Annotated in this window: 27 protein-coding genes; 14 read left to right on the plus strand and 13 right to left on the minus strand. The window is 61.4% G+C overall.

What is annotated here, in order from left to right; all coding sequences use genetic code 11:
* Position 1: 1 nt before the first annotated feature.
* The 3 genes from NMB38_RS07965 to NMB38_RS07975 form a co-directional block, all read right to left on the minus strand.
* A complete protein-coding gene (locus tag NMB38_RS07965; RefSeq protein WP_028686929.1) occupies positions 2-370 on the minus strand; it encodes a DUF962 domain-containing protein in 369 nt (122 codons plus the stop codon).
* A gap of 75 nt (positions 371-445) precedes the next feature.
* On the minus strand, positions 446-1,924 hold the full coding sequence (locus NMB38_RS07970; RefSeq protein WP_196110612.1) for a methyl-accepting chemotaxis protein: 1,479 nt from the start codon (positions 1,922-1,924) through the stop codon (positions 446-448).
* A gap of 97 nt (positions 1,925-2,021) precedes the next feature.
* Entirely contained in the window at positions 2,022-2,828 is an 807-nt protein-coding gene (locus NMB38_RS07975) for a TatD family hydrolase (protein ID WP_196110613.1), read from the minus strand.
* A 152-nt stretch (positions 2,829-2,980) separates the two neighbouring features.
* Here NMB38_RS07975 and NMB38_RS07980 point away from each other — a divergent pair, with 152 nt between their 5' ends.
* Together NMB38_RS07980 and NMB38_RS07985 are read left to right on the plus strand one after the other, a co-directional pair.
* A complete protein-coding gene (locus tag NMB38_RS07980) occupies positions 2,981-4,393 on the plus strand; it encodes an MltF family protein (protein WP_196110614.1) in 1,413 nt (470 codons plus the stop codon).
* A 207-nt stretch (positions 4,394-4,600) separates the two neighbouring features.
* Positions 4,601-4,909 carry a hypothetical protein gene (locus NMB38_RS07985; RefSeq protein WP_027914594.1) on the plus strand — a complete coding sequence of 103 codons (309 nt, stop codon included), beginning with the start codon at positions 4,601-4,603 and terminating at the stop codon, positions 4,907-4,909.
* Between the two features lie 33 nt (positions 4,910-4,942).
* Here NMB38_RS07985 and greB read toward each other — a convergent pair whose 3' ends face one another.
* A complete protein-coding gene (greB, locus tag NMB38_RS07990; protein ID WP_049696270.1) occupies positions 4,943-5,446 on the minus strand; it encodes a transcription elongation factor GreB in 504 nt (167 codons plus the stop codon).
* Positions 5,447-5,800: 354 nt separating this feature from the next.
* Between greB and NMB38_RS07995 the strand changes: the two genes are divergently transcribed.
* Positions 5,801-6,493 (plus strand): IclR family transcriptional regulator, encoded by a 693-nt coding sequence (locus NMB38_RS07995; RefSeq protein WP_023536058.1) that lies wholly within the window; start codon positions 5,801-5,803, stop codon positions 6,491-6,493.
* A 334-nt stretch (positions 6,494-6,827) separates the two neighbouring features.
* On the plus strand, positions 6,828-6,950 hold the full coding sequence (locus NMB38_RS08000; RefSeq protein ID WP_367850524.1) for a homocysteine S-methyltransferase family protein: 123 nt from the start codon (positions 6,828-6,830) through the stop codon (positions 6,948-6,950).
* Between the two features lie 105 nt (positions 6,951-7,055).
* Here NMB38_RS08000 and NMB38_RS08005 read toward each other — a convergent pair whose 3' ends face one another.
* Together NMB38_RS08005 and NMB38_RS08010 are read right to left on the minus strand one after the other, a co-directional pair.
* The gene (locus NMB38_RS08005) at positions 7,056-9,563 is read right to left on the minus strand and encodes an ABC transporter permease (RefSeq protein ID WP_110606826.1); all 2,508 of its coding nucleotides are present in this window, start codon (positions 9,561-9,563) and stop codon (positions 7,056-7,058) included.
* Positions 9,560-10,246, minus strand: a complete 687-nt coding sequence (locus NMB38_RS08010) for an ABC transporter ATP-binding protein (protein WP_028686934.1) — start codon at positions 10,244-10,246, stop codon at positions 9,560-9,562. The genes NMB38_RS08005 and NMB38_RS08010 overlap by 4 nt, the downstream gene beginning before the upstream one ends.
* A gap of 10 nt (positions 10,247-10,256) precedes the next feature.
* Here NMB38_RS08010 and NMB38_RS08015 point away from each other — a divergent pair, with 10 nt between their 5' ends.
* From NMB38_RS08015 to NMB38_RS08025, 3 genes are all read left to right on the plus strand, one after another.
* The gene (locus NMB38_RS08015; RefSeq protein WP_027914599.1) at positions 10,257-10,862 is read left to right on the plus strand and encodes an arylesterase; all 606 of its coding nucleotides are present in this window, start codon (positions 10,257-10,259) and stop codon (positions 10,860-10,862) included.
* Between the two features lie 58 nt (positions 10,863-10,920).
* Entirely contained in the window at positions 10,921-11,211 is a 291-nt protein-coding gene (locus NMB38_RS08020; protein WP_027914600.1) for a hypothetical protein, read from the plus strand.
* 110 nt (positions 11,212-11,321) lie between these two features.
* On the plus strand, positions 11,322-12,299 hold the full coding sequence (locus NMB38_RS08025; RefSeq protein ID WP_027914601.1) for a L,D-transpeptidase family protein: 978 nt from the start codon (positions 11,322-11,324) through the stop codon (positions 12,297-12,299).
* 131 nt (positions 12,300-12,430) lie between these two features.
* Here NMB38_RS08025 and oprI read toward each other — a convergent pair whose 3' ends face one another.
* Positions 12,431-12,682 (minus strand): outer membrane lipoprotei OprI, encoded by a 252-nt coding sequence (oprI, locus tag NMB38_RS08030; protein ID WP_003259780.1) that lies wholly within the window; start codon positions 12,680-12,682, stop codon positions 12,431-12,433.
* A gap of 500 nt (positions 12,683-13,182) precedes the next feature.
* Here oprI and NMB38_RS08035 point away from each other — a divergent pair, with 500 nt between their 5' ends.
* Positions 13,183-13,464 (plus strand): GNAT family N-acetyltransferase, encoded by a 282-nt coding sequence (locus NMB38_RS08035; protein WP_023536046.1) that lies wholly within the window; start codon positions 13,183-13,185, stop codon positions 13,462-13,464.
* 42 nt (positions 13,465-13,506) lie between these two features.
* Here the strand turns inward: NMB38_RS08035 and NMB38_RS08040 are convergent, their stop codons facing one another.
* Positions 13,507-14,583 (minus strand): 3-deoxy-7-phosphoheptulonate synthase, encoded by a 1,077-nt coding sequence (locus NMB38_RS08040; RefSeq protein ID WP_027914602.1) that lies wholly within the window; start codon positions 14,581-14,583, stop codon positions 13,507-13,509.
* Positions 14,584-14,813: 230 nt separating this feature from the next.
* Between NMB38_RS08040 and NMB38_RS08045 the strand changes: the two genes are divergently transcribed.
* From NMB38_RS08045 to cysB, 3 genes are all read left to right on the plus strand, one after another.
* Complete coding sequence (locus NMB38_RS08045; RefSeq protein ID WP_110606824.1) at positions 14,814-15,767, plus strand: putative 2-dehydropantoate 2-reductase; 954 nt, start codon at positions 14,814-14,816, stop codon at positions 15,765-15,767.
* Between the two features lie 90 nt (positions 15,768-15,857).
* Positions 15,858-16,355: a universal stress protein gene (locus NMB38_RS08050; protein WP_104926060.1), complete on the plus strand. Its 498-nt coding sequence runs from the start codon at positions 15,858-15,860 to the stop codon at positions 16,353-16,355.
* A gap of 126 nt (positions 16,356-16,481) precedes the next feature.
* On the plus strand, positions 16,482-17,456 hold the full coding sequence (gene cysB / locus NMB38_RS08055; protein ID WP_023536044.1) for an HTH-type transcriptional regulator CysB: 975 nt from the start codon (positions 16,482-16,484) through the stop codon (positions 17,454-17,456).
* Between the two features lie 53 nt (positions 17,457-17,509).
* On the opposite strand, the gene NMB38_RS08060 is transcribed toward cysB, so the two are convergent.
* The 5 genes from NMB38_RS08060 to rloA all read right to left on the minus strand — a co-directional run bounded on the left by NMB38_RS08060 (position 17,510) and on the right by rloA (position 22,887).
* Positions 17,510-18,244, minus strand: coding sequence for a phosphoadenylyl-sulfate reductase (locus NMB38_RS08060; protein WP_027914605.1), 735 nt, complete (start codon positions 18,242-18,244; stop codon positions 17,510-17,512).
* Between the two features lie 120 nt (positions 18,245-18,364).
* Entirely contained in the window at positions 18,365-19,708 is a 1,344-nt protein-coding gene (gene pabB, locus NMB38_RS08065; protein WP_088522998.1) for an aminodeoxychorismate synthase component I, read from the minus strand.
* Positions 19,709-19,829: 121 nt separating this feature from the next.
* Positions 19,830-20,810, minus strand: a complete 981-nt coding sequence (locus NMB38_RS08070; RefSeq protein WP_023536214.1) for an alpha-L-glutamate ligase-like protein — start codon at positions 20,808-20,810, stop codon at positions 19,830-19,832.
* Entirely contained in the window at positions 20,810-22,345 is a 1,536-nt protein-coding gene (gene rloB / locus NMB38_RS08075) for an osmotic stress tolerance membrane protein RloB (protein ID WP_027914607.1), read from the minus strand. Before rloB ends, NMB38_RS08070 begins: the two co-directional genes overlap by 1 nt.
* 5 nt (positions 22,346-22,350) lie before the next feature.
* Entirely contained in the window at positions 22,351-22,887 is a 537-nt protein-coding gene (rloA, locus tag NMB38_RS08080; protein ID WP_027914608.1) for a retropepsin-like aspartic peptidase RloA, read from the minus strand.
* Positions 22,888-23,181: 294 nt separating this feature from the next.
* On the opposite strand from rloA, the gene NMB38_RS08085 reads away from it, so the two are divergent.
* From NMB38_RS08085 to prpC, 3 genes are all read left to right on the plus strand, one after another.
* On the plus strand, positions 23,182-23,898 hold the full coding sequence (locus NMB38_RS08085) for a GntR family transcriptional regulator (protein ID WP_028686937.1): 717 nt from the start codon (positions 23,182-23,184) through the stop codon (positions 23,896-23,898).
* A complete protein-coding gene (prpB, locus tag NMB38_RS08090) occupies positions 23,895-24,785 on the plus strand; it encodes a methylisocitrate lyase (RefSeq protein ID WP_028686938.1) in 891 nt (296 codons plus the stop codon). Before NMB38_RS08085 ends, prpB begins: the two co-directional genes overlap by 4 nt.
* Before the next feature lie 95 nt (positions 24,786-24,880).
* The gene (gene prpC / locus NMB38_RS08095; RefSeq protein WP_027914611.1) at positions 24,881-26,008 is read left to right on the plus strand and encodes a bifunctional 2-methylcitrate synthase/citrate synthase; all 1,128 of its coding nucleotides are present in this window, start codon (positions 24,881-24,883) and stop codon (positions 26,006-26,008) included.
* Positions 26,009-26,036: the final 28 nt, after the last annotated feature.

Here is a 26,036-nt window from a genome sequence, read left to right on the forward strand (position 1 = left end):
GTCACCGCCGAGGCTTGTGACGGTCGCGCCAGGCCTGCCACCACGCGCCACTCACCACGAAACGCGGGAACGTGATGAACTGCTCGCTGAGTACACGTTGAACACGGTCGGTGCGGTTGATGAAGGGCTCTTGGGTATCAGCTTCCAGGCGATGGCCGTGACGTTGAAGTCCAAGGGCCGCGACCAGGGCGAGCACGCCGACCGCCAGCTGCACGATATCCAGCCCAAACAATCCGGACACGATCAACAGGACGCCCAGAATGAACAGCGGAACCGCAATCAAATGCAGCACCAGGTTCGCAGGGTGACGATGACTGTGCGGGTAGCCGCGCCATTGCCAGGCGAGCAGATTGGGTAGACGTTTGTTCATGGGCATTTCCTCTCGGTCATGCCCAAAGCGTAGTGTGCAGGCGCGGCCAGAGCCAATCGCCACTGCCTATGACCGTTATAGCTTCAGTTGACCTATAGCCTTGTTCAGCGCCCCGGCCAGTGTCGCAAGTTCCGAACTGGTGGTGGCCGAACCTACGGTCTGCTGCACGGTTTGCTCGGTCACATCACGGATGCTGACGACGGCACGGTTCATTTCCTCTGCCACCTGGCTCTGTTGTTCGGCAGCCACGGCGATCTGGGTGTTGCTTTCACGCATCTGCGCCACTGCCCCAGTGATCTCGGCCAATGCCGCTCCTGCTTCCTGGGCCTGTTTCACACAATCGTCTGCTTTGTAGGAGCTTTCCTGCATAAACTCGACCGCATCACGCGTGCCTGACTGCAGGGCAGACACCATGGTAGTGATCTCGTCGGTAGATGACTGAACGCGTTTGGCCAGGTTGCGGACCTCATCGGCCACCACGGCAAACCCACGACCCAGGTCACCGGCACGGGCCGCCTCTATGGCCGCGTTCAATGCCAGCAGGTTGGTCTGCTCGGCAATGCTGTGAATGACACTGACCACACCATTGATCTTCTGGCTGTCTTCGGCGAGTTGACGGATCATTTCGGCGGTCTGCTGAACGCCGCTGGAAAGCCCGGCAATGGACGTCTGCACGCGATTGACCACGTCTTTCCCACCGCCGGCGAGCGTGTCGGCAGTCTGGGACAGATCGCGGGTCGCCCCTGCATGCTGGGCGATATGGTAGACAGTGGCGGACATTTCATTGATGGCTGTCGCGGCTTGGTCGGTTTCGCTTTGCTGGCCGAGCATGCCGTGACGCACCTCGTTCATGCTGGCCGCAAGACGCGCGGCACCTGAGTCGAGCTGTGCTGCGGTGGTGGCGACGGTGCTGACGATACGGTGGTAGGTGCCCTGCATGGCGTTGAAGGCGCCCGCCATCTGACCGACTTCGTCACCGCCGGCCAGCGGTACACGCGCCGCCAGATCACCGGTTTTTTCCACATGCAGCATCACGTCCTTGAGCGTGTTGAGTTGGCTGAGTAGAAAGCGGATCAGCAGTTGCGAAGCGGCGAGCATGGCCAGCATCAGAATCAACACGCACACCGCGTAATGCGTAAATCGATCGATGAAGACCTGGCGCAGGCTGGGTGACTGGGCGATCACGGCAACACGCTGATCACCTCTCTGCAGCACATGAGCGCCCTGAATGGGGTCTTGTCCCAACAGTTGGTTGGAGGGCAGCGCTATCCAGCCCTGAGCGCCGCGCAAGGCCTCCAGGGGCTCGCCGGCAAAGGAGGCCATCTGCCCTGCACCCCAGGTGATGACGCTTGCCGAAAGAGGCAACGGTTGGCCTTGTGGCCACGCTGCCAGCAGGTTTGCCTGGGCGTTTGCTTGATGTTCAGCGCCTTCAGCACGGGCGCGCTGCTCCAGATGGACGGCGTACAGCACCAGCAGCAAGGTGGTGACGAAAGCGACGGCGTTGACCGCCCAGAACTTGTATTTCAGGGAAACATTGCTAAGCCAGGCACCCATGGGCAGGTCTTCTCTGAGTTGAGCGGAAACAATATTGGCAAGGTGCCATCATTGTGTCCGCGGCGACTCGAGGGGTGTTGATATGTATCAAGAGATATCAGGATTGCGACGGCAATTCGAAGAATGCCTTGGCCGTGGCAGTAGTGTGCGCGGCGATATCTTGCAGGGTTTCCCTGCGGTGCAATGCCACTTCTCGCAGGACCTCAGGCAGGTACGCCGGCTCGTTACGCCCGTTCTTGGGCTTGGGGCGCAGGCTGCGCGGCAGTAAATAGGGGGCATCGCTCTCCAGCATCAAGCGGCCGGTGGGGATACTGCCCACCAATCCATGCAGGTGCGTCCCGCGCCGTTCATCACAAATCCAGCCAGTGATGCCGATGTGCAGGTCCAGGTCAAGGTAGCTGAACAGCGCAGCACGTTCCCCGGTGAAACAGTGGACCACGGCTGCTTTTAAGTGATCGCGATACTCTTTGAGGATGGCCAGCAGGCGCTCACTGGCGTCGCGCTCATGGAGAAACACCGGAAGTTGGCACTCCACGGCCAATGCCAGCTGGGCGTGCAAGGCCTTCTCCTGCGCAGGGCGTGGAGAGAAATCGCGGTTGAAGTCCAGGCCGCATTCGCCCACGGCGCGCACCCGCGGCTCGACAAGCAGGTGGCGCATGTGCTGTTCGCTCTGGCTGTTCCAGCTGTCTGCATCGTGCGGGTGAACCCCAGCCGTTGCGAACAGGTGACTTTGCGCGCTGTCCAGTTGCTGGCAAAGGCCAATGGCCTGTTCACTTACAGGCAAGCTGGTGCCTGTCAGGACCATTTGCTCGACGCCCGCTTCCAAGGCGCGGTTGACCACTTCCGCTTGGCGGCCATCGAAACTGCTGTTGGTCAGGTTGACGCCAATGTCGATCAATTGCATGGTGCTACCTCGTGCCGCAGGGACGCCAGCATAGCAAAAGCCCGTGCCTAACGGCTGTCCAAGAACTTCAAGTCCAGGGCATGGTCTTTTTGACCTCAAGCCCTAACGTGGCGAACGTCATGCTGGCTAACCACTCACGACGGATACCTTGAATGCCACGCTACTGGCTCATGTTCATGCTGCTGTTGGGGCTGCCCCTGGCCAGCCAAGCGCAGACGCAGGTACGCCCACCGGGCCCGCAGTATCACATTGCGCCGGCCAATGCCCGCGATCTCCAGCACATCCGCAGCAGCAAGGTCTTGCGCGTGCTGGTCAATCAAAGCCGCAACAGCTCCGGCGAAGTGAAAGGCGAGCCCGTGGGCGTCGAGTACTACCGCCTGCGCGCGCTCGAGCACTTTCTCAATGCCCGGGTAGAGGACAGCCAGCGCATCGAGCTCAAACTTATCCCACGCGCCAAGGAGCAGCTCCTGGGCGCACTGGGCCGGGGCGAGGGCGACTTGGCCGCGCCAGGGGAACTGCTCGATCCTGCTACGGTGCGTAACGTAGTAGCAACTGCCCCGGTGCGTGATCAGGTGGCGCTGGTGTTGGTTGGGCGCAAGGGGGAGCGCACCTTCAGCCAGGCGGAACAATTGTCAGGTCGCACCATCGCGCTGACCAGCGCCAGTGCCGCGGGCCCGTTGATCGAGCAACTGAACCAGCGTCTGGCCCTGCGCAAGCGTCCCCCCGTCAAGGTGGAGTGGGTCGATCCGACCCTGGCGATCGAGGATGTGCTGGAGATGGTCCAGGCCGGTATCTATCACTTGACCGTGGTCGAACAGCCGATCGCCCGCCGCTGGTCAAAGGTCATGCCAAAGCTGCGTGTCAACCTGCGCGTGCACCTGGGGCCCTCGCAAGCCATGCGCTGGTACGTTGGTCGTGACTCGCCGCAGTTGCAGGCATCGGTCGACCGCTTCCTACAGAACTATCGCGCCCCTGACAACGAGGATGCAGCATTCGAACGCATCTATCGGCGTCAGTACCGGGTACACAACCCGCTCGCCCGCCAGGACCGTCAACGGCTGGCCTCGGTCAGCGCCGTGTTGCAAAAGCATGGCCAGGCGCAGCAGATCGACTGGCTCAACCTTGCCGCCTTGGCATTCAAGGAGTCGACCCTCAACCCGGCCGCGCGGGGGGGAGGGGGCGCACACGGGTTAATGCAAATCACGCCGGCGGCTGCCCAACGGGTCGGGGTCAGTAACATCAAGACGGTGGACGGCAACGTTCAGGCCAGTGCGCGTTACCTGGCCCTGATCCGTCGCAAGTTCTTCTCCAGCCCCCGCATCAATGAACGTGAGCGCATGGCGTTCGTGTTGGCCGCCTACAACCTGGGGCCCGAGCGCGTGCAAGCCATGCGCGCCGAAGCGCGCAAGCGTGGGCTAAACGGTAACCAATGGTTCTTCCAGACCGAACGCATCGCCATGGAGCAGGTGGGCATGGGGCCGGTCAACTTCGTCAACAGCGTGAACAAGTACTTCCTGGCGTTCAATCGGGAGCGGCGGGTGCTGGAGCCCAAGGGCAAGCACTAAGCGAGGCTGCACCGAGGCGGGCAATTGGCCAGAATCGTGCGCTTGCATGTTCGGTTCAATCGCTCTAGCATGACGCCTGCGCCGATTTAAACAGCTACTTGCGGGGCGCAGAGACGCCCGAGGGGTGTCCCGAAATACCGCTAAAGCGCTGGTTCGGTGACGCCTCCCACCGCTGCCCAGCGAGATTGGCGAGGCGGAGAATTCACCATGAGTTGCCCACGTACCAGTGTCTGTCTAAGCCCTCTGCCTGTCAGTCAGGCGTCGCGCACCCCGCGCATCCTGCTTGGGGGGGCGCACCAGCCCACACTTTTGCGCCACCTAGAAGGCTTGTCTCGTCGACGAGGCCAGGCCCGTGCATTCCTGATCCAGTTTGCCGAGACCGGCGAGCATTTCGCCCAGTACGCCAATGACCGGTTCGACCTTGCCGTGATTCAAGCGCCCGCGCCCGAGGCCTCGGCCGAAGTGATCGGCCATCTGGTCCGTATCGCGCGCCAAGGGCTGATCACGGCACGCTGAAAGTCTGCCGTCTCCTGCGACGGTGCAAAGCGATCAGGGTTTGACGAATCGTGGCGCGGCTTCGTGTGCATCGTATTGAATGTCGGTGACGTCCCAGTAGGCTTCTCCCGTGGGTGTGCGCACCATGATCTCGTCCCCGACGCACTTGCCTATGCAGGCCCGGGCCATCGGTGAGTCGATGGAGATGAAGTCCTTGCGGTCGTAGATTTCATCCGCGCCAACGATTCGGAACCGCTTGCTTTGGTCGTGCTCGTTGGCGATGGTCACCCATGCTCCAAAAAACACTTTTCCTTCCTGCGCGGGCGAGTAGGGCACCACGCGCAGGTTCTCGATGCGCTTACGAAGGTAGCGGACACGTCGGTCGATTTCCCTCAACCTTTTCTTGTTGTACTGGTAGTCCGCATTTTCACTGCGATCGCCCAGTGACGCCGCCCAGGTCACTTTGCGCGTGATCTCTGGTCGCTCATCGCGCCAAAGCCAGTCCAGTTCATCTTTCAGGGCTTGGTAGCCTGCTTCGGTGATGAGGTCAGTCGCCATGTTTGCTTTTTTCCATATCCGAACCCGGCCAACATTGTCGCTGCGCGCACGGGGAGGTGGCACAGGGTAGCCGGGAGGCTACAGACGTTAACCGCCCAGATGCGCCATGTTCAAGCACTGGATCAAGCACTGGAGTCAGCGGTGAATGGTCCGTGCAGCTGAGCCACGTCATGGCCTTGGCCGAGTTCATGGTGCGTCCGCATGCTTGCAAGAAGCCCCGGACGACTGGCTGCAGATTGCGCAACTACCCAATCGACGCGGTCAGCTGTGATGGCGGTCGTCAGGGCATTGCCAGATAATGGGCGCTTTCAATGCCGACAATGACTTGCATCATTCACAGGTGAGGAACTCTCGATGGTAAATGTCCGGCCGCGTCCCGCGGTCAATGGAGTGGCTTCGGCCGACCGCGTGCTGACGGTACTTTCTGCGTTTCAGGTGGGGGACACGGCGCTGACGCTCGTCGAGCTCGTCGAGCGTACCGGGCTGATCAAAAGTACCATCATGCGCCTGATGGTTTCGCTTGAGAATCACGGCTATGTCAACCGCATGGCCGACGGTCGCTACCAGCTGGCCAGTGAAGTGATGCGGCTTAACGCCGTGTACGAAGAGGGTATCGATCTGGAGCGGCACGTGATGCCCAGGCTGCACCTTCTGGCCGAGCGTACGGGTGAAACGGCGTCGTTCTACGTGCGCCACGGCGCCTACCGCATGTGTCAGTACCGGGTGAACTCCCCCCATCGCCTACGCATGCACGTTCAACCTGGCGATATGCGTCCGATGGACGATGCGGCCGGCGCCCAGGCCTTGCGTACACCGTTTGCCAGCGGCATCACCATGCAGAAGCCGTTCTTCTCGATGGGGGCCACGGACCCGCATGCGGCTTCGGTAGCCTTTCCCGTCTACGGGGCAGGCGATGAACTGGTCGGTGCATTGGTGCTGTCAGGCCCTTCAAGCCGCTTGACGCCAGAGTGTGCCGAGGCGATCAACGACGTCTTTCTCGACGCAACCCGCGATTTGATGCGCAGCCTGGGTTGCAAGGCCGCGTAGTTTTTCAACGCTTTTTCAGCCAACCGTTCACCGCCGTTTCACAGGCGTGGTACTCGTTCGACAGCCTGGTGATCTGCGAGGCTTCTCCAACCCGCAGGCGCCAGGTGCGTCAGGCTTGGCGACCTTCGCCCTCGGCGCTTGTCACCAATGCAAATGGCTTATCGCAATCACCTGCTTGACGGTGGGATGGAGCAGGTGCTCAAGCGCAGCGGAACCCCCTTCAGGCAGCCGGAACGGTTGGCGTTTGGGCTGATCGAGCCCCCAGAGCACGTGCTCCAGGCGCATTAGATGTTCATAAGCGCCGGCGCGGATCGTGACGGCCAACAGTTATGCTGTGGCGCCTTTCACCTGCGCCACGATCATAGGCGGGTGCTGCGGTATCCGCCCTGAGCATATCGAACAACTTCATGAACACATCGGGATCGAGCCAGGGGGCATCGCACCTTCAGGTGGCTGACCAAGACCAGCAGCGGTATTTGGAGAAGCACGGCCTGGGCAGCTGCTCGCCGTAAGCCTGGCACGTCGGCAAGACGGTCCCGAGTCACGCAGGACCGCCTTGGCTTCACCCTTCACGCAGGACGGTGAGCGGTGAGGCATCAAGTGCGCGGCGAGTGCCGAGCACACCCGCGCAGCCTACCAACAGCGCGCCTGCGACGGGCATGAGCAGCAACCACGGGTGCGGGCTCCAGGGCAGTGCGAAGGCGTAGTGATACAACACCAAGGTAATCAGCTCGCACCCTAGCGCCGCCAGCAAACCGCTCAAAGCCCCCAGCAAGCCGAATTCGATGCGCCGTGTCTTGACCAGCAACTGGCGTTGGGCTCCCAGGGCACGCAAGAGCGCACCTTGGCGAATGCGCTCATCCAAGGTGGCTTGAAGGCCTGCGAACAAAACGGCCAATCCCGCGGCCAGTACGAACAGCAGCACATACTCTACTGCCAGCGTGACCTGGGCAAGTATGCTGCGCAATTGGGCGAGCAATGCATCGACCTGGAGGATGGTCACCGCAGGAAATGCGCGTGACAGGGCGACGATCTCCTGATCATGCCCGGGGGCGAGGTAAAAACTCGTCAGATAGGTCGTAGGCAGCCCTTGCAATGTGCCGGGTTGGAAGATCATGTAGAAGTTGGGCTGGAAGCTGTCCCAATGCACGCTGCGCAGACTGATCACCTTGGCCTGACGTTGCTGGCCACCAATATCGAACGTGAGTGTGTCGCCCAACTTCAGCTGAAGACTTTCGGCGAGCTGGGCCTCTACCGATACGCCAGGTACCTCGACATCGGTTGGTGACCCTTGCCACCAATGGCCACCGGTCAATTGGTTGCCGTCAGGCAACTGCGCCGCCCACGTCAGGCTCAGGTCACGTTGCACGGCGCGTTCGCCTGCGGAGTCCTTCGTGACGATCTGTTGAACGGGCTGCTGGTTGATCTCGATCAGCCGCCCCGGGGTGACCGGGTACAGAGGAGCAGCAGCGGCGTTGATCTGTTTGAGTTGTTGGGCGAAGCGATCCTGATCGTCAGGCAGAATATTGAGTGCGAAATAATTCGGGGCGTCTTCAGGCAGCTGTGCCTGCCAGGTGTCGAGCAGCTCTGCACGCAGCAGCGCGACCAGGCCCATGGCCAGCAGGATCAGCCCGAAGGCCAGGGCCTGCCCAGCGGCGGCCGTGGGGTGGCGAAGCAGCTGGCCCAGCCCTAGCCGCCAGGCCAACGGCGCCCCTGACAGGAGCCGACGCAGGCTACGCAAACCCAGCCACAGCAACCCGCCCAGGACCAGGGCCGCCGCCAGGCCACCTGCCAGGAGTGCGAAGGTCAGCAGCAGGTCAAGGCTTAGCCGCCACATGATAAGACCCAGGGCGAACAAGGCTGCACCGTAGACCAGCCAGCTGCTGGGAGGGACAGGGAGCAAGTCACGACGCAACACCCGCAACGGGGGCACTTTACCCAAAGCTGCAATCGGCGGCAGGGCAAAGCCTGTCAGCGCGACCAGGCCCGTGGCGATTCCAGCCAAGGCCGGCCACAGGCTGCCTGGCGGTACGTCGCTGGGCAGTAATCCGTGCAGCAGCTCGAACAAACCCAGCTGCGCGAGCCAACCTACTGCGGCCCCCACGATCGCCGCTGCAAACCCGAGCATGGCCAGCTGCAAACTGTACAGGAGCAGTGCCTGGCGCCGCGACAGTCCCAGGCAACGAAGCAGGGCGCTGGCGTCCAGGCGCCTGGCGGCATAGCGGCTGGCAGACAGCGCCACGGCGACACCGGCCAGCAATACTGCAACGAGGCTGGCAAGGTTCAGGTAGCGCTCGGCTTTGCCCAGTGCGCCGCCGATTTGCTGGTTGCCATCGCGGGTGTCGCGCAACCGCTGGCTGGCCGAAAGCGTGTTATCGACGCTGGCACGGTATTGCGCCAATGCCGCGGCAGGGCCGCTCCACAGGTCACGGTAAGTCACGCGGCTGCCGGGTTGTATCACACCGGTCGCCGGCAGGTCCGCCAGGTTCATCATCACCCGTGGGGTCAGGCTGTAGAAGTTGTTCGCCCGATCCGGTTCATAGGTCAGCACGCGGCTCATGCGCAGGGTCTTCATGCCCACATCGATGCTGTCGCCGATGTTCATGCCCAATGCCGCCAGCAGCCGGGGCTCTACCCACACCTCGCCGGCTGCCGGCCCGCCGCCTGGGTTTTCCTCGGCATAAGGCTCGGCGGCGCTGCGCACCTGGCCACGCAATGGATAGGCGTTATCGGCGGCCTTTACCCCCGCGAGCTGGATACCGTTATCTGCGCCGACCACGCTGGTGAATTCGACCACTTGGGCGTGATGCAGCCCCAAGGCCTCGCCTACCGTAATTTGTGACGCCGCCGCTGGGGCGCTGCCTTGCAGCACCAGGTCGGCGCCCAGAAACTCACTGGCGCGCAATTGCATGGCACCGTTGAGCCGTGCGCCAAAATACCCGATGGCAGTACTGGCCGCTACGGCGACCAGGAGCGAGAAGAACAACACCCGAACTTCACTGGCCCTGAGATCACGCAGCAGCTGCCGCCAGGCCAGCCCCAGCAGGCGCGACGCCGGCATGCCCTTCATCCGGCCTCCAGGGGGCTGACCAACTGGCCCGCGTCCAGGCGGATATGACGGTGACAACGGTGCGCCAGTCGCTCGTCGTGGGTTACCAGGACCAACGTGGTGCCGCGCTCCTGATTCAACTCGAACAGCAGGTCGCTGATACGCTCGCCCGTGTGGCTGTCGAGGTTGCCCGTCGGTTCGTCGGCAAACAGCACGGCGGGCTGAGCGGCGAAGGCTCGGGCTAGGGCCACCCGCTGTTGCTCACCGCCCGACAGTTGCCGCGGCGTATGGCTCAGCCGTTGCCCTAGGCCTACGCGTTCGAGCAAAGCGCGCGCGTGATCGCGCGCGTCTGCGCGGCCATGCAGTTCCAGCGGCAACATCACGTTTTCCAGTGCATTGAGGCTGTCGAGCAACTGGAATGACTGGAACACGAAGCCCACGTGCTCGGCCCGGATGCGCGCCCGCTGGTCCTCATCGAGCGCGCCAAGGTCGTGCCCGGCGAGCGTCACCGAACCTTCGCTGGGCTGATCAAGCCCGGCCAGCAGCCCAAGCAGGGTCGACTTGCCTGAACCTGAGGCGCCGACGATGGCAAGGCTGTCCCCCGCGGCCAGCTCTAGCGATAGGGGGTGCAGGATGGTGAGTTCACCTTCCGCGCTGGTGACCACTTTGCTAAGGTGCTGCGCAACGAGCATGCTGGGGCCCATGGAGAATCCGATGCGAATGTGGTTGATGAGTGCCGGCCTGGCCCTGTATTGCCTGGCCCAGAGCGCGACTGCGGGAACGGTGCTGATTGTCGGTGATAGTATCAGCGCAGGTTTTGGCCTGGATACCCGCTACGGGTGGGCATCCTTGTTGCAGACCCGCCTGCGCCAGGAAGGTTTCGACGACAAAGTGGTCAACGCGTCGATCAGTGGCGACACCAGCGCCGGCGGGCAAGCGCGGCTGCCTGCGTTGCTGGCGGCGCACAAGCCGGCGGTGGTGGTGCTGGAGTTGGGAGGCAACGATGGGTTGCGCGGGCAGCCGCCAGCGCAATTGCGACAAAACCTTGCCTCAATGGTCGATCAGTCGCGCCAGGCAGGTGCCAAGGTGCTGCTGTTGGGCATGCAGCTGCCTCCCAACTATGGTGTTCGCTATACCACGGCCTTTGCCAAGGTGTACGAGGAGCTGGCCAAGGACAAGCAGGTGGCCCTGGTGCCGTTTTTCCTGGAAGGGGTAGGGGGCGTTCCTGAGTTGATGCAGGCCGACGGCATCCATCCCGCCCAGGGCGCCCAGCAGCGGCTGCTGGAAAATGCCTGGCCGGTGCTTAAACCGTTGCTCTGACGCTTTAAACGGGGGCGGGTTTGGGCTAATGTTGCGCCCCCCGTTCCGAGTACCCCCGATGCCGCGCCCTGCCTGGTCCCTTTTCGCCTACCAATTGATCGAGCCCGACGAACAGCTTGACCTGTTCGCCTGCCAGGAAAGTCGCGTTCACCTGGTCGCGCGGCAGCTCGAACTCGGCGTGCCGGTAGACAGAACATTGTGCGGGGGTTTATTGCCCGCGCACCCCCGCTGGTCCGGCGTACCACGCACCATCTATCGCGATACCCGACTGTGCGAGCTGTGCCGTGCCATTCTGGACGCGCAACGGCGGGGCATGCGGCCGATCTGGCCCCAGCTGCAGGCAGTCTAGGCGCGCACCTTTCATCATCTGTAACCGTGTCGGGCTCCGGGTGCCTCCCGCTGCTTGGGGCGGGGGTGTACAATCATGGCTTTCGTCCCACCTTCCAAAGGATTTACCGGATGTTGCCGCGCTTTCCCGCCGTCACTCGTAGCCTGTCCCTGGCCGCCTTGCTGGTAGCGGGGCCCACTGTCGCACTGGAGTTGCCACTGCCGCCACCTGGGGACGACATCGTCGGTCAGGTGCATGTGATCAAGGCCAAGTACGAGGATACATTCGCCGATATCGGTACGGCCAATGATCTGGGCTATCTGGAGATGATCGCCGCCAACCCGGGCGTCGATCCCTGGCTGCCTGGCGCCGGCACCGAAATCATCTTGCCCACGCGCTACATCCTGCCACCGGGCCCTCGCGAAGGTATCGTCATCAACCTTGCCGAATACCGCTTGTATTATTACCCCAAGGGCGAGAATGTCGTGCACACCTTCCCGCTGGGGATCGGTCGCGAAGGCTGGGGCTCGCCAATTGCCAATACCAAGATCATCGCCAAGACGCCAAACCCTACCTGGACGCCGCCGGCGTCGATTCGGGCCGAACATGCGGCCGATGGCGACATCTTGCCTGCCGTGGTTCCGGCCGGCCCGGACAACCCGCTCGGGCCCTTCAAGTTCACCCTGGGCGTACCAGGTTATCTGATCCACGGCTCAAACAAGAAATTCGGGATTGGCATGCGTACCAGCCATGGCTGCTTCCGCATGCTCAACAACAATGTGCTGGAACTGTCGGGCATGGTGCCAGTGGGTACGCCGGTTCGCATCATCAACGAACCGTACAAGTTCGGGTTGAGCGGGGGCAAGGTATACCTCGAAGCCCATACGCCGCTGGATGATCAGGGCAATCCGTCGGTGGTCGACAAGCATACGGCGGTCATCAACGCGTTGCTCAAGCGCGAAGACCTGGCCAATAACCTGCGCATGAACTGGGACATGGTCCGCGATGTCGTGGCTGCTGAAGACGGTATGCCGGTGGAGATTGCCGTGCCCGTCGACAATCAGGGCGCCACACCCATGGTCTCGACGCTTCCAGAGGAGATGCAGTAACCCGCTGTGCGAACGGCGTTGCCAAGGCGCACCAGGCGTCTTGGGCGGCGCATCGCGCCAACGTGCGATTTCGAAACCAAAAAAAAGCCGACCCCCAAGGGGGTCGGCTTGATAACAGCCCCGAAGGACTATTATTTGCGGCTGGCTTTGTCCAGCATGCGCAGTGCGCGCTCATTGGCTTCGTCAGCGGTCTGCTGAGCTTTCTGAGCGGCTGCCAGTGCGTCGTCAGCCTTGCGGTAGGCTTCATCGGCACGAGCTTGTGCGCGGGCTGCTGCGTCTTCGGTTGCAGTCAGGCGAGCTTCGGTTTCTTTGGAGACGCTGCTGCAACCGGTAGCCAGAACTGCGGCCAGAGCCAGAGCAGAGAATTTCAGAACGTTGTTCATCGTGTTCCCCTTCAAGGACTTTCTATTAATGAGCCATCTCTCAGAAAAGAGAAACTGGCCGGCGTACATAGTACCCATTACTTGTAGTAAGTAAACTGACTGAACGCAAGAACTGCAAAAAAAACAGTGCGCAGTGTCTGCGCCCACACTGGCCAGTGGCTCCCAGCCCCGAGGCAGCGGTGCAACACGACACTAACGGCAACTTTCGTGTTGAACTAAGGGTGACTTCTACTGTCTTTGTGCGTCTTAGTCGTACATCATTTGTCGGCAAAGCTAACGTCACACTTAACAGCGTAAGCGGTTGGTAGCTTGCATTCATTCAAAGCGCTTCACTTGAGCAATCCACGGGTATGCGCCTAGTATGTGGGTTTACAGAAAGCCCGAACGAACGCAGACGTCCAGCGGTCCAACGCGCAATAGATGATGCATGTGCCAAGTGTGCCGGGTATTGACCATCGATCAGGCTAAGGGTCTGCCGGAAAGGCCCGCAAGGAGTAGTGATGAGCGAAGCGCTGACCATCCACCATGACCAGGCGGGTCATCAGTTCGAGACCAACGTGGACGGTCATCGTGCCTACCTCACCTACATGGACTTGGGTAAGCAGACGCTGGACATCTACCGCACGTTCGTACCCAACGCCTTGCGCGGACGTGGGATCGCCGCTGCCCTGACCGAGCGCGCGCTGCAGTATGCCGAGCAGATGGGCTACACGGTGATACCCTCGTGCTCGTACGTGGAACGTTACATGGAGCGTCAGCAGCGTCACGCCAGCAAGGTGTGACCACTGCTTCGGGCAACGGGGCCTGGATGGCCCCTTGAGGTCTCAGGCGCGATTGCGCTGAGGCAGTACGTCCTTCAACTTCGTGCGCATGCTGCGCAACGTCTTCTCAGTCGCTGACCAGTCGATGCAGGCGTCCGTCACGGAGACGCCATACTGCAACTGCGACAAGTCCTTGGGAATGGACTGGCAGCCCCAGTTCAGATGGCTCTCGACCATCAACCCGATAATCGATTGGTTGCCCTCCAGAATCTGGTTCGCCACGTTTTCCATCACCAGCGGTTGCAATGCCGGATCCTTGTTGGAGTTGGCATGGCTGCAGTCGACCATGATGTTGGCCTTGATCTTGGCCTTGGCCAGGTCCTGTTCGCACAGGGCGACACTGACCGAGTCGTAATTGGGTTTACCGTTGCCGCCGCGAAGCACGACATGCCCGTAGGGGTTGCCCTTGGTGGTCACGATGGAAACGCCACCTTCCTGGTTGATCCCAAGGAACCTGTGCGGCTTGGACACCGACTGCAGGGCGTTGATGGCGACGGTCAAGCCACCGTCGGTACCGTTCTTGAAGCCGACAGCCGACGACAGGCCCGAGGCCATTTCGCGGTGGGTCTGCGACTCGGTGGTACGTGCACCGATGGCTGACCAGCTGATCAGGTCCTGCAGGTATTGAGGGGAAATCGGGTCCAGTGCCTCAGTGGCTGTGGGCAGCCCCATTTCGGCGAGGTCCAGCAGCAGCTTGCGACCGATGTGCAAGCCATCCTGAATCTTGAAGGAGTCGTCCAGATAGGGGTCGTTGATCAGGCCTTTCCAGCCCACAGTGGTACGCGGCTTCTCGAAATATACACGCATGACCAGGTACAACGTGTCCGACACTTCTTCGGCCAGGGCCTTAAGGCGCTCTGCGTACTCATGCGCGGCCTTGATGTCGTGGATGGAGCAAGGGCCGACCACGACGAACAGGCGGTGATCCTTGCCATCGAGAATATTGCGCACCACGTCACGGCCAGCAGTCACGGTCTGCAGGGCCTGGGCGCTAAGGGGAATTTCCTTCTTGAGCTGGTCGGGGGTGATCAGCGTCTCGTTGGATGCAACGTTCAAGTCATCGATCGGTAAATCAGCCATCGTGTTACTCGTCAGGTCACGGGTGCCGGCCGCCAGCTATCCCCGTGCGGCCCAGCAGCAAGAATAATCGCAGCGGGGAGCCGAACCTTAGCGCGTTAGCGTTTGCGCCACAATGGGCATTGCCCCGCGCAGACGGGGTTTTTCCGGGTGGCGGGGTGGACAGCGAACATTGACCTGCGCGAAGGTGCTTGACCGGTGTGAAAACAGCCTGACATGAGAAGGAGAACCGCATGCGCGCGCGCAACCCCCGGATTGGCATCATCGGCAGTGGCGCCATAGGCGGCTTTTACGGGCTGTTGCTGGCAAAGGCCGGCTTCGATGTGCACTTTTTGCTCAGAAGCGAGTACGAAGCGGTCCGTCAGCATGGGCTGACCGTACACAGTGCTGTCCATGGGCAGCTGCATGGCAACGTGAATTGCTACGCCGACGCCGCGCAAATGCCGCCGTGCGATTGGCTATTGATAGGTGCCAAAGCCACTGGCAACCCTCAACTGGCACCGCTGATCGTGCAGGCCGCTGCACCGGATGCGAACGTGGTCCTGCTGCAGAACGGACTGGATGTCGAAGCGCAACTGCGCCCGTTGCTTCGTGCTGACATGCACTTGCTTGGCGGGTTGTGCTTCGTCTGCGCCGACCGCCAGGCGCCCGGCGTGATTCGCCATCAGGCGTTAGGCACCGTGAACCTGGGTTACCACAGCGGCCCCAGTAGCGATGGCGGACGCCGCCTGGTGGAGCAGGGGGTTTCATTGTTCCAGGCTGCGGGGGTGAATGCCGTCGGCATGCCTGATCTGGCTGGCGCACGGTGGCAGAAGCTGGTCTGGAACGTCCCATTCAACGGCTTGTCAGTGCTGCTCGATGCCAGCACGGCCCAGCTGCTGGGCGACAGCCATGCTCGCACGCTGGTGCAAGCCTTGATGGAGGAGGTGATAGGGGGCGCCGCCACTTGTGGTCATGCCATGCCCGCAGGCTACGCCCAGCAGCTGCTGAGCATGACCGAGCGCATGCCGGATTACTGGCCCAGCATGTACCACGACCATGTTCACCATCGGCCGCTCGAAATAGAAGCCATCTATGCAGCACCTCTGGCCCGCGTCCAGGCGGCAGGTTGCCATTTGCCCCGCATGGAGATGTTGTACCAGTCGCTGACGTACCTCGGTAAACGCAGTGAAGGGACCATGCGCTAGGCGCAGTCATGCATCAGCCTGGGCAAGCGAGGCGCTGATGCGCTGCTAAGCTCAAGCTTGCCCTGCCGCCATGGCAGTCGAGGAGGTCGAATGATCCGCTCTCTGCTGTACGCCACAGACCTCGGCGTCTATGCGCCATTCGTGATGCAGCATGCGCTTGCGTTGGCGCGCACATTCGGTGCCGAGTTGTACGTGATTCATGCGGTCGAACCGATGGGCCAGTTTGCTGAATCCCTCCTGCAAAGTTACCTGGATGAACACACCCTTGATCAGCTGCACAGCCAGGGCGTAGGCACGGTAATGGCCAACATCGAGCAGCGTGTACTGGAAAATTTTCGAGAAGAGCTGGGGGAGCAAGCCGATCTGGCAGTGCTCAAGGCGGTACGCGTACGCCAGGGCGACCCTGCGCAAGTGATCCTGGATCAGGCGCAGCGTCTGAGCGCCGACTTGCTTGTCTTCGGCAGCCACAGCGCCGGGGCCGGCGTGGACGTGCCCTTGGGTAGGACCGCGGTCAGACTGCTACAGCTTTCGCCGGTGCCGGTCTACATGGTCCCTTTGGCACAGCATTTAGGTCGTAGGAAGGCCTGAATTACGCTGTAGGCATATTCCAAGCTGTGTAACAAAATAGTTCTAGATTTATTGCGATTACCACTAATATAGTTATATATCGTCGCTGCCCGCTGCCGCTGACCCATGCTGAACTGAGGGAAACCTATGAAGCTTCAACAACTGCGCTACATCTGGGAAGTAGCGCACCATGACCTCAACGTCTCCGCGACAGCGCAAAGCCTGTATACCTCGCAGCCGGGGATCAGCAAGCAGATTCGCCTGCTCGAAGACGAACTGGGCGTCGAGGTATTTGCTCGCAGCGGCAAGCATCTGACGCGTGTCACCCCGGCTGGAGAGCGCATCATCAACACCGCTGGCGAGATCCTGCGCAAGGTCGAAAGTATCAAGCAGATCGCCCAGGAGTTCTCCAACGAGAAGAAGGGCACGCTCTCCATCGCCACTACTCATACCCAGGCTCGCTACGCCTTGCCTCCGGTGATCAGTGGCTTCATCAAGCAGTACCCGGAAGTGTCCCTGCACATGCATCAGGGCTCCCCGATGCAGATCGCCGAGATGGCCGCCGACGGTACGGTGGATTTCGCCATCGCCACAGAAGCGCTCGAGCTGTTCGGCGACCTGATCATGATGCCGTGCTACAAGTGGAACCGTTGCGTGGTAGTTCCACAGGGCCACCCATTGGCGAAGCTGCCCAAGCTGACCCTTGAAGCGGTGGCCGAGTACCCCATCGTTACCTATGTGTTCGGCTTTACCGGGCGCTCCAAGCTGGATGAAGCCTTCAGCAACCGTGGCTTGACGCCCAAGGTGGTGTTCACGGCGGCGGACGCGGACGTGATCAAGACGTATGTCCGTCTCGGTCTGGGCGTGGGTATCGTTGCGGGCATGGCGGTCGACGCCAAGCTGGACGGTGATCTGGTGGCCCTGGACGCCAGCGAACTGTTCGAGGCCAGTATTACCAAGATCGGCTTCCGGCGTGGCACTTTCCTGCGTGGGTTCATGTGCGACTTCATCGAGAAGTTTGCGCCGCACCTGACCCGTGAAGTGATGGCCAAGGCCATTCAGTGTCACAACAAGCAGGAGCTTGAGGCCCTGTTCGAAGGTGTCGAGCTACCGGTGCACTGATGCTTGGATGCCAGGGCCGTCAAGCGGCCCTTTTTACTGATGCCGCCCGCGTTTCAAGCCTTGGTAATCAGATTGCCGGCGTGCAAGCCGCATTCCTTCTGGGTCGATTCCTCCCACCACCAGCGGCCTTCGCGCTCGTGCTGATTGGGTAGCACAGGGCGCGTGCAGGGCTCGCAGCCGATGCTGATGAAACCGCGCTCATGCAGGCTGTTGTAGGGCAGCTCAAGCATGCGGATGTAGCCCCATACTTCTTCGCTGGTCATCTGCGCGAGGGGGTTGAACTTGTAGAGCGTGCGCTCCGGGGTGGAGAAGCCTGTGTCGACCTCAAGGGCTGCCACCTGGCTGCGCGTCCCTGGGCTCTGGTCACGGCGCTGCCCCGTCGCCCAGGCGCTGACGGTCGCAAGCTTGCGGCGCAGGGGCTCGATCTTGCGTATGCCGCAGCACTCGCCGTGCCCGTCACGGTAGAAGCTGAACAGGCCTTTGTCTTTGACGAAAGGGTCGAGCTTGCTGCGGTCGGGGCTCAGGATTTCGATGGGCAAGTTGTAATGCTCGCGCACCTGCTCGATGAAGCGATAGGTCTCTGGATGCAACCGTCCGGTGTCGAGGCTGAAGACCTTGACCTGCTTGTTCAGCTTCCAGGCCATGTCCACCAGCACCACATCTTCGGCACCACTGAAGGAGATCCACAGGTCGTCGCCGAAATGCTCAAAGGCGAGCTTTAGAATGTCCTGTGGGGATTTGTCCGCATAAGCCGCTGCCAGGGCAGCGACGTCGAAAGGTTGGCTCATCAGGCGGTTTCCATCTTGGCTGTGGCGCTGGGCGCTCGTAGTGAGGCAATGGTAACAAAAAACCTACCCTGGTTGCGGGCGCGCCGAGGTGCGTCCAGCGGTTGACGGGGTAAAACCGCCTTAGATCGCCTGCAAGGTCTGCATCAGCACCCGCACCTTGGCAATCGACTCCTCGTACTCGGCCTGCCATTCAGAGTCGGCCACCACGGCGCCACCGCCCCAGCAACTGACCTGGCCGTCCTTGATCAACAGGCTGCGGATGGCGATAGAACTGTCCATCTCGCCGCGGACATCGACATACAGCAGCGATCCGCAGTAGAGCGCTCTGCGAGTGGGTTCAAGCTCATCGATGATTTGCATCGCGCGGATCTTGGGCGCGCCGGTGATCGAGCCACCAGGGAAGCTGTCGCCGATCAGGTCCAGTGCGTCCTTGTCAGCCGCCAGCGTCCCCGTCACGCTGCTGACCAGGTGGTGCACATTGGGGTAGGTTTCCAGGCTGAACAACTCAGGCACTTTGACAGAGCCAATCTCGCACGTACGGCCCAGGTCATTGCGCAACAAGTCCACGATCATCAGGTTTTCCGACCGGTCCTTGGGGCTTTGCCGTAGCTGCTCGGCATTGCGCGCGTCCTCGGCAGCATCCAGGCCCCGCGCACGGGTGCCCTTGATCGGACGGGTTTCCACATGCCCCTTGCTGACGCGGATGAAACGCTCAGGCGAGAAGCTCAACAAGGCGCTGCCATCTGCCAATTGCTGGAACCCGGAAAACGGTGTTGGGCACGCCTGGCGAAGCGCTTGATAAGCTCGCCAGGGATCGCCTTGGCAAGCAGCGCGAAACCGTTGGGTCAGGTTGATCTGGTAGCAGTCACCTGCCTGGATGTAGCGTTGAACCTGCTCGAAGGCTGCATGGTACTGCTCGGGCGCAAGGTCACCGGTCATCGGCGCGAGCAGCTTGAAAGCCCCATTGGCCGTAGGCTCGCATTCCTCGAACAGGTGCACCAGTCGCTCACGCTCTTCACTGCCCAGGCTTGGATGGAACACCAGTTGGCTAGTACGGGTCGCGTGATCGGTCGCCAGCGCCCACGCGTACACGCCCAGTTGGGCATCCGGCAGGCCGAGGTCGTCCACCGCTTGGGTCGGCAGGTGTTCAAGCCGACGACCAAAATCGTAGCTCAGGTAACCGATCAACCCACCGGCAAACGGCAGCTCGCTCTCTGCTGGCAGCTGTGCAGGTCCCAAGGCAGCCAGCGCATCGCGCAACCGTTGCAGGAAGGCGCGCCCCGTTTCGTCCGCCAGCACCTGCAGGTGCTGCACGGGCCACGCGCTTATCAGGTCGAAGCGGCCGCGCTCTGCGCCGGGGCGAGCGCTGTCGAGCAAAATGGCACCCGGCGCGTCACGCAGGCAGGAAAAGTAGGCAGCCGGGTCGGGCTGGTAGGGCAGGGCGTACAACGTACAGGTCGGCATCAGTAGGGACGGCGATGTAAAAGCGAGGACGGCGATTGTAGTCCGGCGCAGGCATTGCGCCTAGCGTCAGGGCGACATTCGCCATCTTCATCTTGCCGGGGCGGGTGACCAGCCCCGTTTCTCAGTGGCCGGGCCTGTGGCCGAATAGCCCTTGGGCCACGCGCACGCGTTGCTCGGCGTCTTCGGTCACACCCTCTTTGGCCAGTGCCTCAAGGTGCGCCTCAATTGCATGGGTGCGTTGCGTCAGGCCGCAATCGTTGGCGATCTGGATGTTCAGCCCTGGACGCGCGTTGAGCTCGAGGATCAGTGGGCCTTTCTCCTGATCCAGCACCATGTCCACGCCAATGTAGCCCAGGCCGCACAGCTCATAGCAGCCGGCTGCCAGCTTCATGAACCCGTCCCAAGTCGGCAGCTGCACGCCGTCCACTGCGTTGGTGGTATCGGGGTGCTTGCTGATGATGTTGTTCAGCCAGGTACCTCGCAGCGTCACACCCGTGGCCAGGTCCACGCCTACGCCGATGGCGCCTTGGTGCAGGTTGGCCTTGCCGCCGGACTGGCGCGTGGGCAAGCGCAGCATGGCCATGACCGGGTAGCCCATCAGGACGATGATGCGGATGTCCGGCACGCCTTCATAGCTGATGCTCTTGAAGATCTGGTCCGGGGTGACCCTGTACTCGATCAGGGCGCGGTCGCGATGGCCGCCGAGCGAGTACAGCCCGGTGAGGATGCTGGAAATCTGGTGCTCGATTTCTTCATGGCTGATGATCTTGCCGGACACCGTCCGATAGCGGTCTTCGAAACGGTCGGCGATGACCATGATGCCATCACCCCCGGCACCCTGAGCTGGCTTGATCACGAAGTCGCTGCGCCCGCCGATGATCTCGTCGAGCTTCTCGATCTGCTTTTCAGTCTCGATGACACCGTACATTTCCGGCACGTGGATGCCGGCTGCCAGCGCGCGCTCTTTGGTGATGATCTTGTCGTCGACGATCGGGTACAGGTGGCGCTTGTTGTACTTGAGTACATAGTCTGCATTGCGCCGATTGATACCCATGATGCCCCGGGCCTCCAGGGCTTTCCACGTCTTGATCAGGCCGAACATCAGGCGTCCGCCTTCTTCAGGAATGCCTTGAAGCGGACCAGCTCGGTCAGGCGGTAGCCGCGGTAGCGACCCATTGCCAGCATGAAGCCCACCAGGATCAACAGTACGGCCGGGAAGGTGAACACGAAGTAGACCAGCTCCGGCACCATCATCAGCAAGTGAGCCAGAGACGCGGCGAACAAGGTGCCGATGGCCACTTTCATGGCATGACCGCCGCCGCGTTCTTCCCAGGTGATCGACAGGCGTTCGATGGTCATGGTCAGGATCACCATCGGGAACAGCGCAACCGACAAGCCGCGCTCAAGGCCCAGTTTGTGGCTGAACAGGCTGATGGCGGCGATCAACACCACGACGAATGTCAGCACCACCGAAAGGCGGGGCAGCATCTGCAGCTTCAGGTGTTCGAGGTAGGAGCGCAGCGATAGCCCAAGCGCGGTGATGACGGTGAACAGCACGATCCCGAAGCCCAGCTGTGTTTCGCGGAAGGCCAGGGCGATCAGGACCGGTGTGAAAGTGCCCAGGGTCTGGATGCCGATCAGGTTGCGCAGCACCAGAATCACCAGCACGCCGATGGGGATCATGACCATGATCATGAAGGTCTGCTGGGTCTGCAGTGGCAGCCCGTACAGGGAGTATTCGAGGAAGTCGGCGTCGGTGTTCTCGTCCGTCAGCTTGGCCAGGCGGATGGCGTTCATCTCGCTGTTGTTCATGCTGAAGGTTACGTTGGCCCGCTTGCCGCCATCGACCGTGATCAGGTTGTCATCCCCGGTCCACCACAGCAGCCGATCGTTGGGCAGGCCTTGCTCACCGGTTTCGGGGTTGAAATACAGCCAGTCATTGCCGTTGAAGCTGCGCAACCACAGTTCCGGGGTTTGCGGGGTGTCGGCCACCAGGCGGATCGTGTGCACCTTCTCCATCGGCACGTGAGCGATGGACAGCAGCAGGTCAATGACCTGCGCTTTCTTCATCGGCGAGGTATCGCCTGCCAGCAGCAGCTTGACGTTGTCGTCGTTGAGGTTGTTGACGCGCTTGATGGTTTCGCTGACGAACGTCTCGACATCAGCCGAATGCTGACGAATCGGTGCCATCAAAGCTTCGGCGGCGATTTTCTCAGGGCCTTCTACTGCAAGGCTGTCGCGGAAAGTCGGGCCCTTGACCTTGGCTTTCTCAGTGCTGTAGCGCTTGGTCAGCACCAGCCGGTAGTACAGGGTCTGATTGCCGCTGGCGCGCCGAGCGGACCAGGTGACCTTGCGGTTGCCATCGGCGCGGTTGACGCTCACACCATAGTTGTTTGAGATGAAGCTTTCGTTGAGGCTCACATAATCCCGATTCAGGGGCGGCACGAACATCTGGACCTTTACCGGGTCCTTGGTGCTGGCCACAAATTCGATCTTGGCATCGATGTTCCACAGATCGTCCGTTTCATCCTCGGTCACCGGGATGCCAAGTACGAAGATCTGATAAGCCGTGACCGCTACGCCCAGCAACACCAGGACGGTGATCAGGACTTTCAGATGGAGGGTAAGAGAGCGCATCGGAATTACTCTGCTTTGGGAGCGTCGGTGGCACAGGCAGGTTTGCCGGCCGCATATTTAAGGCTTGGGTCGACCAGGGCGTCGAAATGCTTCAAGGCCTCCGAGCCGATCAACAATGGGAACTGGAAAGCGCTGCGATCGGTGAGGTTGACTTCGATGGTGCGCGTGGCCTGGCCCATGCAGATGTCCAGCTCGATGACGGGGCGCGCGGTGTAGGCCTTGCCCGATTCGGCGTCGTAGTCGCCAGCCCTGCGCTTGATCTTGCTAACGCGCGCCAGCGGGCGTTCGATGGGATGGGAATGGGCAGCGTCAATGGCCAGATAGAAACGCACCCAGCTTTCACCATTGCGCTTGAAACGCTTGATGTCGCGGGCGCTGAGCGAGGCAGTCTTGGCCCCGGTGTCGAGCTTGGCCGCCACTTCGAGGTCGAGGTCGCCAAGGCGAGCATATTCGTTCAGACCGTACACGGTCTTGCCGGCTGCCTGGCTCAGGGCCGGCAACAGGAGGAGGCTAATCAGCAAAGCAAAGGGTGTCAGTTTCATAGTCCTGGCGCGGTATTGTGCAAGGTTCGGGGTAAGGCGACTGGCAACGGCTGCACAAGCTTCCTCGTTGATCTGCCGGCACCATGCTGGCGGGGCAGACGGGCTATCCATACTCCATCGAAGGCGCGGCATTCTATCACGCCGACGTATTGACGCCAGCGGTGCGCGATCTGACACCCTGATCGGAAGCTAGTTTCTTGGAATGGTTATTGTCGACAATCAGGGATAATGTTTTGACCGGTGCATTTGGTTCAGCTAGATTGATGGCAATTATTTAGGCATGGTGTCAACAATATGCAGGTGCTTTCACCCAGTGACGCTACTGGCAACGAGGAATCGGAAACCCTGTCCGAGCATGTGTTCAGGCGGATTCAAGCGGCCATTGTGCGGGGGGACATAGCCCCAGGGAGCAAGATTTCCGAGCCGGAGCTTGCCCGCACCTATGGCATCAGCCGAGGCCCGCTGCGTGAAGCCATTCACCGCCTCGAGGGCCAGCGCCTGCTGGTTCGTGTGCCCCATGTGGGCGCACGTGTGGTTTCACTGAGCCACGCCGAACTCATCGAACTCTATGAAATCCGCGAGTCGCTCGAAGGCATGGCCTGCCGCCTGGCGGCCGAGCGCATGGGCAGGGCCGAGATCGACGAGCTGCGCCAGGTGCTGGAAACCCATGAGCGCGATGCTGCCTTTCAGGCGGGCGTAGGCTACTACCAGCAGGAGGGTGACTACGATTTTCACTATCGCATCATCCAGGGCAGTGGCAACCAGACCTTGGTCAAGATGCTCTGCGGCGAGCTGTACCAACTGGTGCGCATGTACCGTATCCAGTTCTCGGCCACACCCAATCGGCCACGCCAAGCTTTCGCCGAGCACCACCGCATCCTGGACGCGATCGCCGAGGGTGACGGCGAGTTGGCCGAGCTGTTGATGCGCCGTCACATCGCTGCGTCCAAACGCAACATCGAGCGCCATTACCAAGGCGACCACACCCCCAGCACACGAGGTGAAAAATGACCGTCAAGAGCACCCCAGGCCAGCGTTTTCGCGATGCAGTGGCCGCCGAGCGCCCGCTGCAAGTCGTTGGCGCCATCAATGCCAACCACGCCTTGCTGGCCAAGCGTGCCGGCTTCAAGGCCATCTACCTGTCTGGCGGCGGTGTGGCGGCAGGCTCGCTGGGCTTGCCTGACCTGGGCATCAGTGGCCTGGACGACGTGCTGACCGACGTCAGGCGCATCACCGATGTGTGCGACCTGCCATTGCTGGTGGACGTGGACACCGGTTTCGGCGCCTCGGCCTTCAACGTTGCCCGTACCGTGCGCGCCATGAGCAAGTTTGGCGCCGCGGCCATTCACATCGAGGATCAGGTAGGCGCCAAACGTTGTGGCCACCGTCCGAACAAGGAAATCGTCACCCAGCAGGAGATGGTCGATCGTATCAAGGCGGCGGTCGATGCCCGCACCGATGACAGCTTCGTGATCATGGCCCGTACCGATGCGTTGGCGGTCGAGGGGCTCAATGCGGCGCTGGATCGGGCGGCCGCCTGTGTCGAGGCCGGTGCGGACATGATTTTCCCCGAAGCCATCACCGAACTTGCGATGTACAAGACCTTCGCCGACCGGGTCAAGGCTCCCATCCTGGCCAACATCACCGAGTTCGGTGCCACCCCTTTGTACACCACCGAAGAACTGGGCTCGGTCGATGTGTCGCTGGTGCTGTATCCACTGTCGGCGTTCCGCGCCATGAACAAGGCTGCCGAAAACGTCTACGCGGCCCTGCGCCGCGACGGCACGCAGAAGAACGTCATCGATACCATGCAGACACGCATGGAGCTTTACGAGGCCATTGGGTACCACGCTTTCGAGCAGCATCTCGATGCATTGTTTGCACAGAAAAAAGGCTGACCTGCCAGCTGAGCGCGCTGCAGCGCCCAGGTTCAGGGGTAAGTAAGGGTTAGCCAGCCAGCATTCCATAACAAGTTCAAGAAAGGAGAAGCACCATGGCCGAAGCAAAAGTACTCAGCGGCGCAGGCCTGCGCGGTCAGGTTGCCGGGCAGACGGCCCTGTCGACGGTCGGTCAGGCCGGCGCTGGGCTGACCTATCGGGGCTATGATGTCCGTGACCTGGCCGCCCATGCCGAATTCGAGGAGGTGGCTTACCTGTTGTTGTATGGCGAGCTGCCCTGCCAAGCCGAGCTTGCCGACTACAAGCACAAGCTCAAAGGCCTGCGCGACCTGCCGCAGGCGTTGAAAGAAGTACTGGAGCGCATCCCGCGCGACGCTCACCCGATGGACGTGATGCGCACGGGCTGCTCCGTGCTCGGAACCCTCGAGCCCGAGCTCACCTTCGATGCCCAGCGCGACAAGACCGACCGGCTCCTGGCCGTCTTCCCGGCGATCATGTGTTACTGGTACCGCTTCAGCCATCACGGCGTGCGCATCGACTGCGTCAGCGACCAAGACACCTTGGGCGGCCACTTCCTGCAGTTGCTCCATGGCAAGCCGCCCAGCGAGCTGCATGTGAAGGTGATGAACGTATCGCTCATTCTCTACGCCGAGCACGAGTTCAATGCCTCCACGTTCACCGCCCGGGTGTGTGCCTCGACCCTCTCGGACCTGTACTCCTGCGTCACCGCCGCCATCGGCTCGCTGCGCGGCCCGCTGCACGGCGGTGCCAACGAGGCGGCCATGGAGCTGATCGAGCGCTTCCAGAGCCCGCAGCAAGCGTCGACCGAGTTGCTGCACATGCTCGAGCGCAAGGACAAGATCATGGGGTTTGGCCATGCCATCTACAAAGAGTCCGACCCGCGTAACGAGGTGATCAAAGGCTGGTCCAAGCGCCTTGCCGATGAAGTGGGCGACACGGTGCTGTACCCGGTGTCCGAAGCCATCGACAAGACCATGTGGGAGCAGAAGCGCTTGTTCCCCAACGCCGACTTCTACCATGCCTCGGCGTATCACTTCATGGGCATACCGACCAAGCTGTTCACCCCTATTTTCGTCTGCTCGCGGCTTACCGGCTGGGCAGCGCATGTGTTCGAGCAACGTGAGAACAATCGCATCATCCGTCCGAGCGCCGAATACACCGGCGTCGAACAGCGTCAGTTCGTGCCGATCGAGCAGCGCTGATGGGCGCCCACCCCGCGCAGGTCTTGTT

It is taken from the genome of Pseudomonas sp. FBCC-B35 (genome assembly GCF_059133755.1).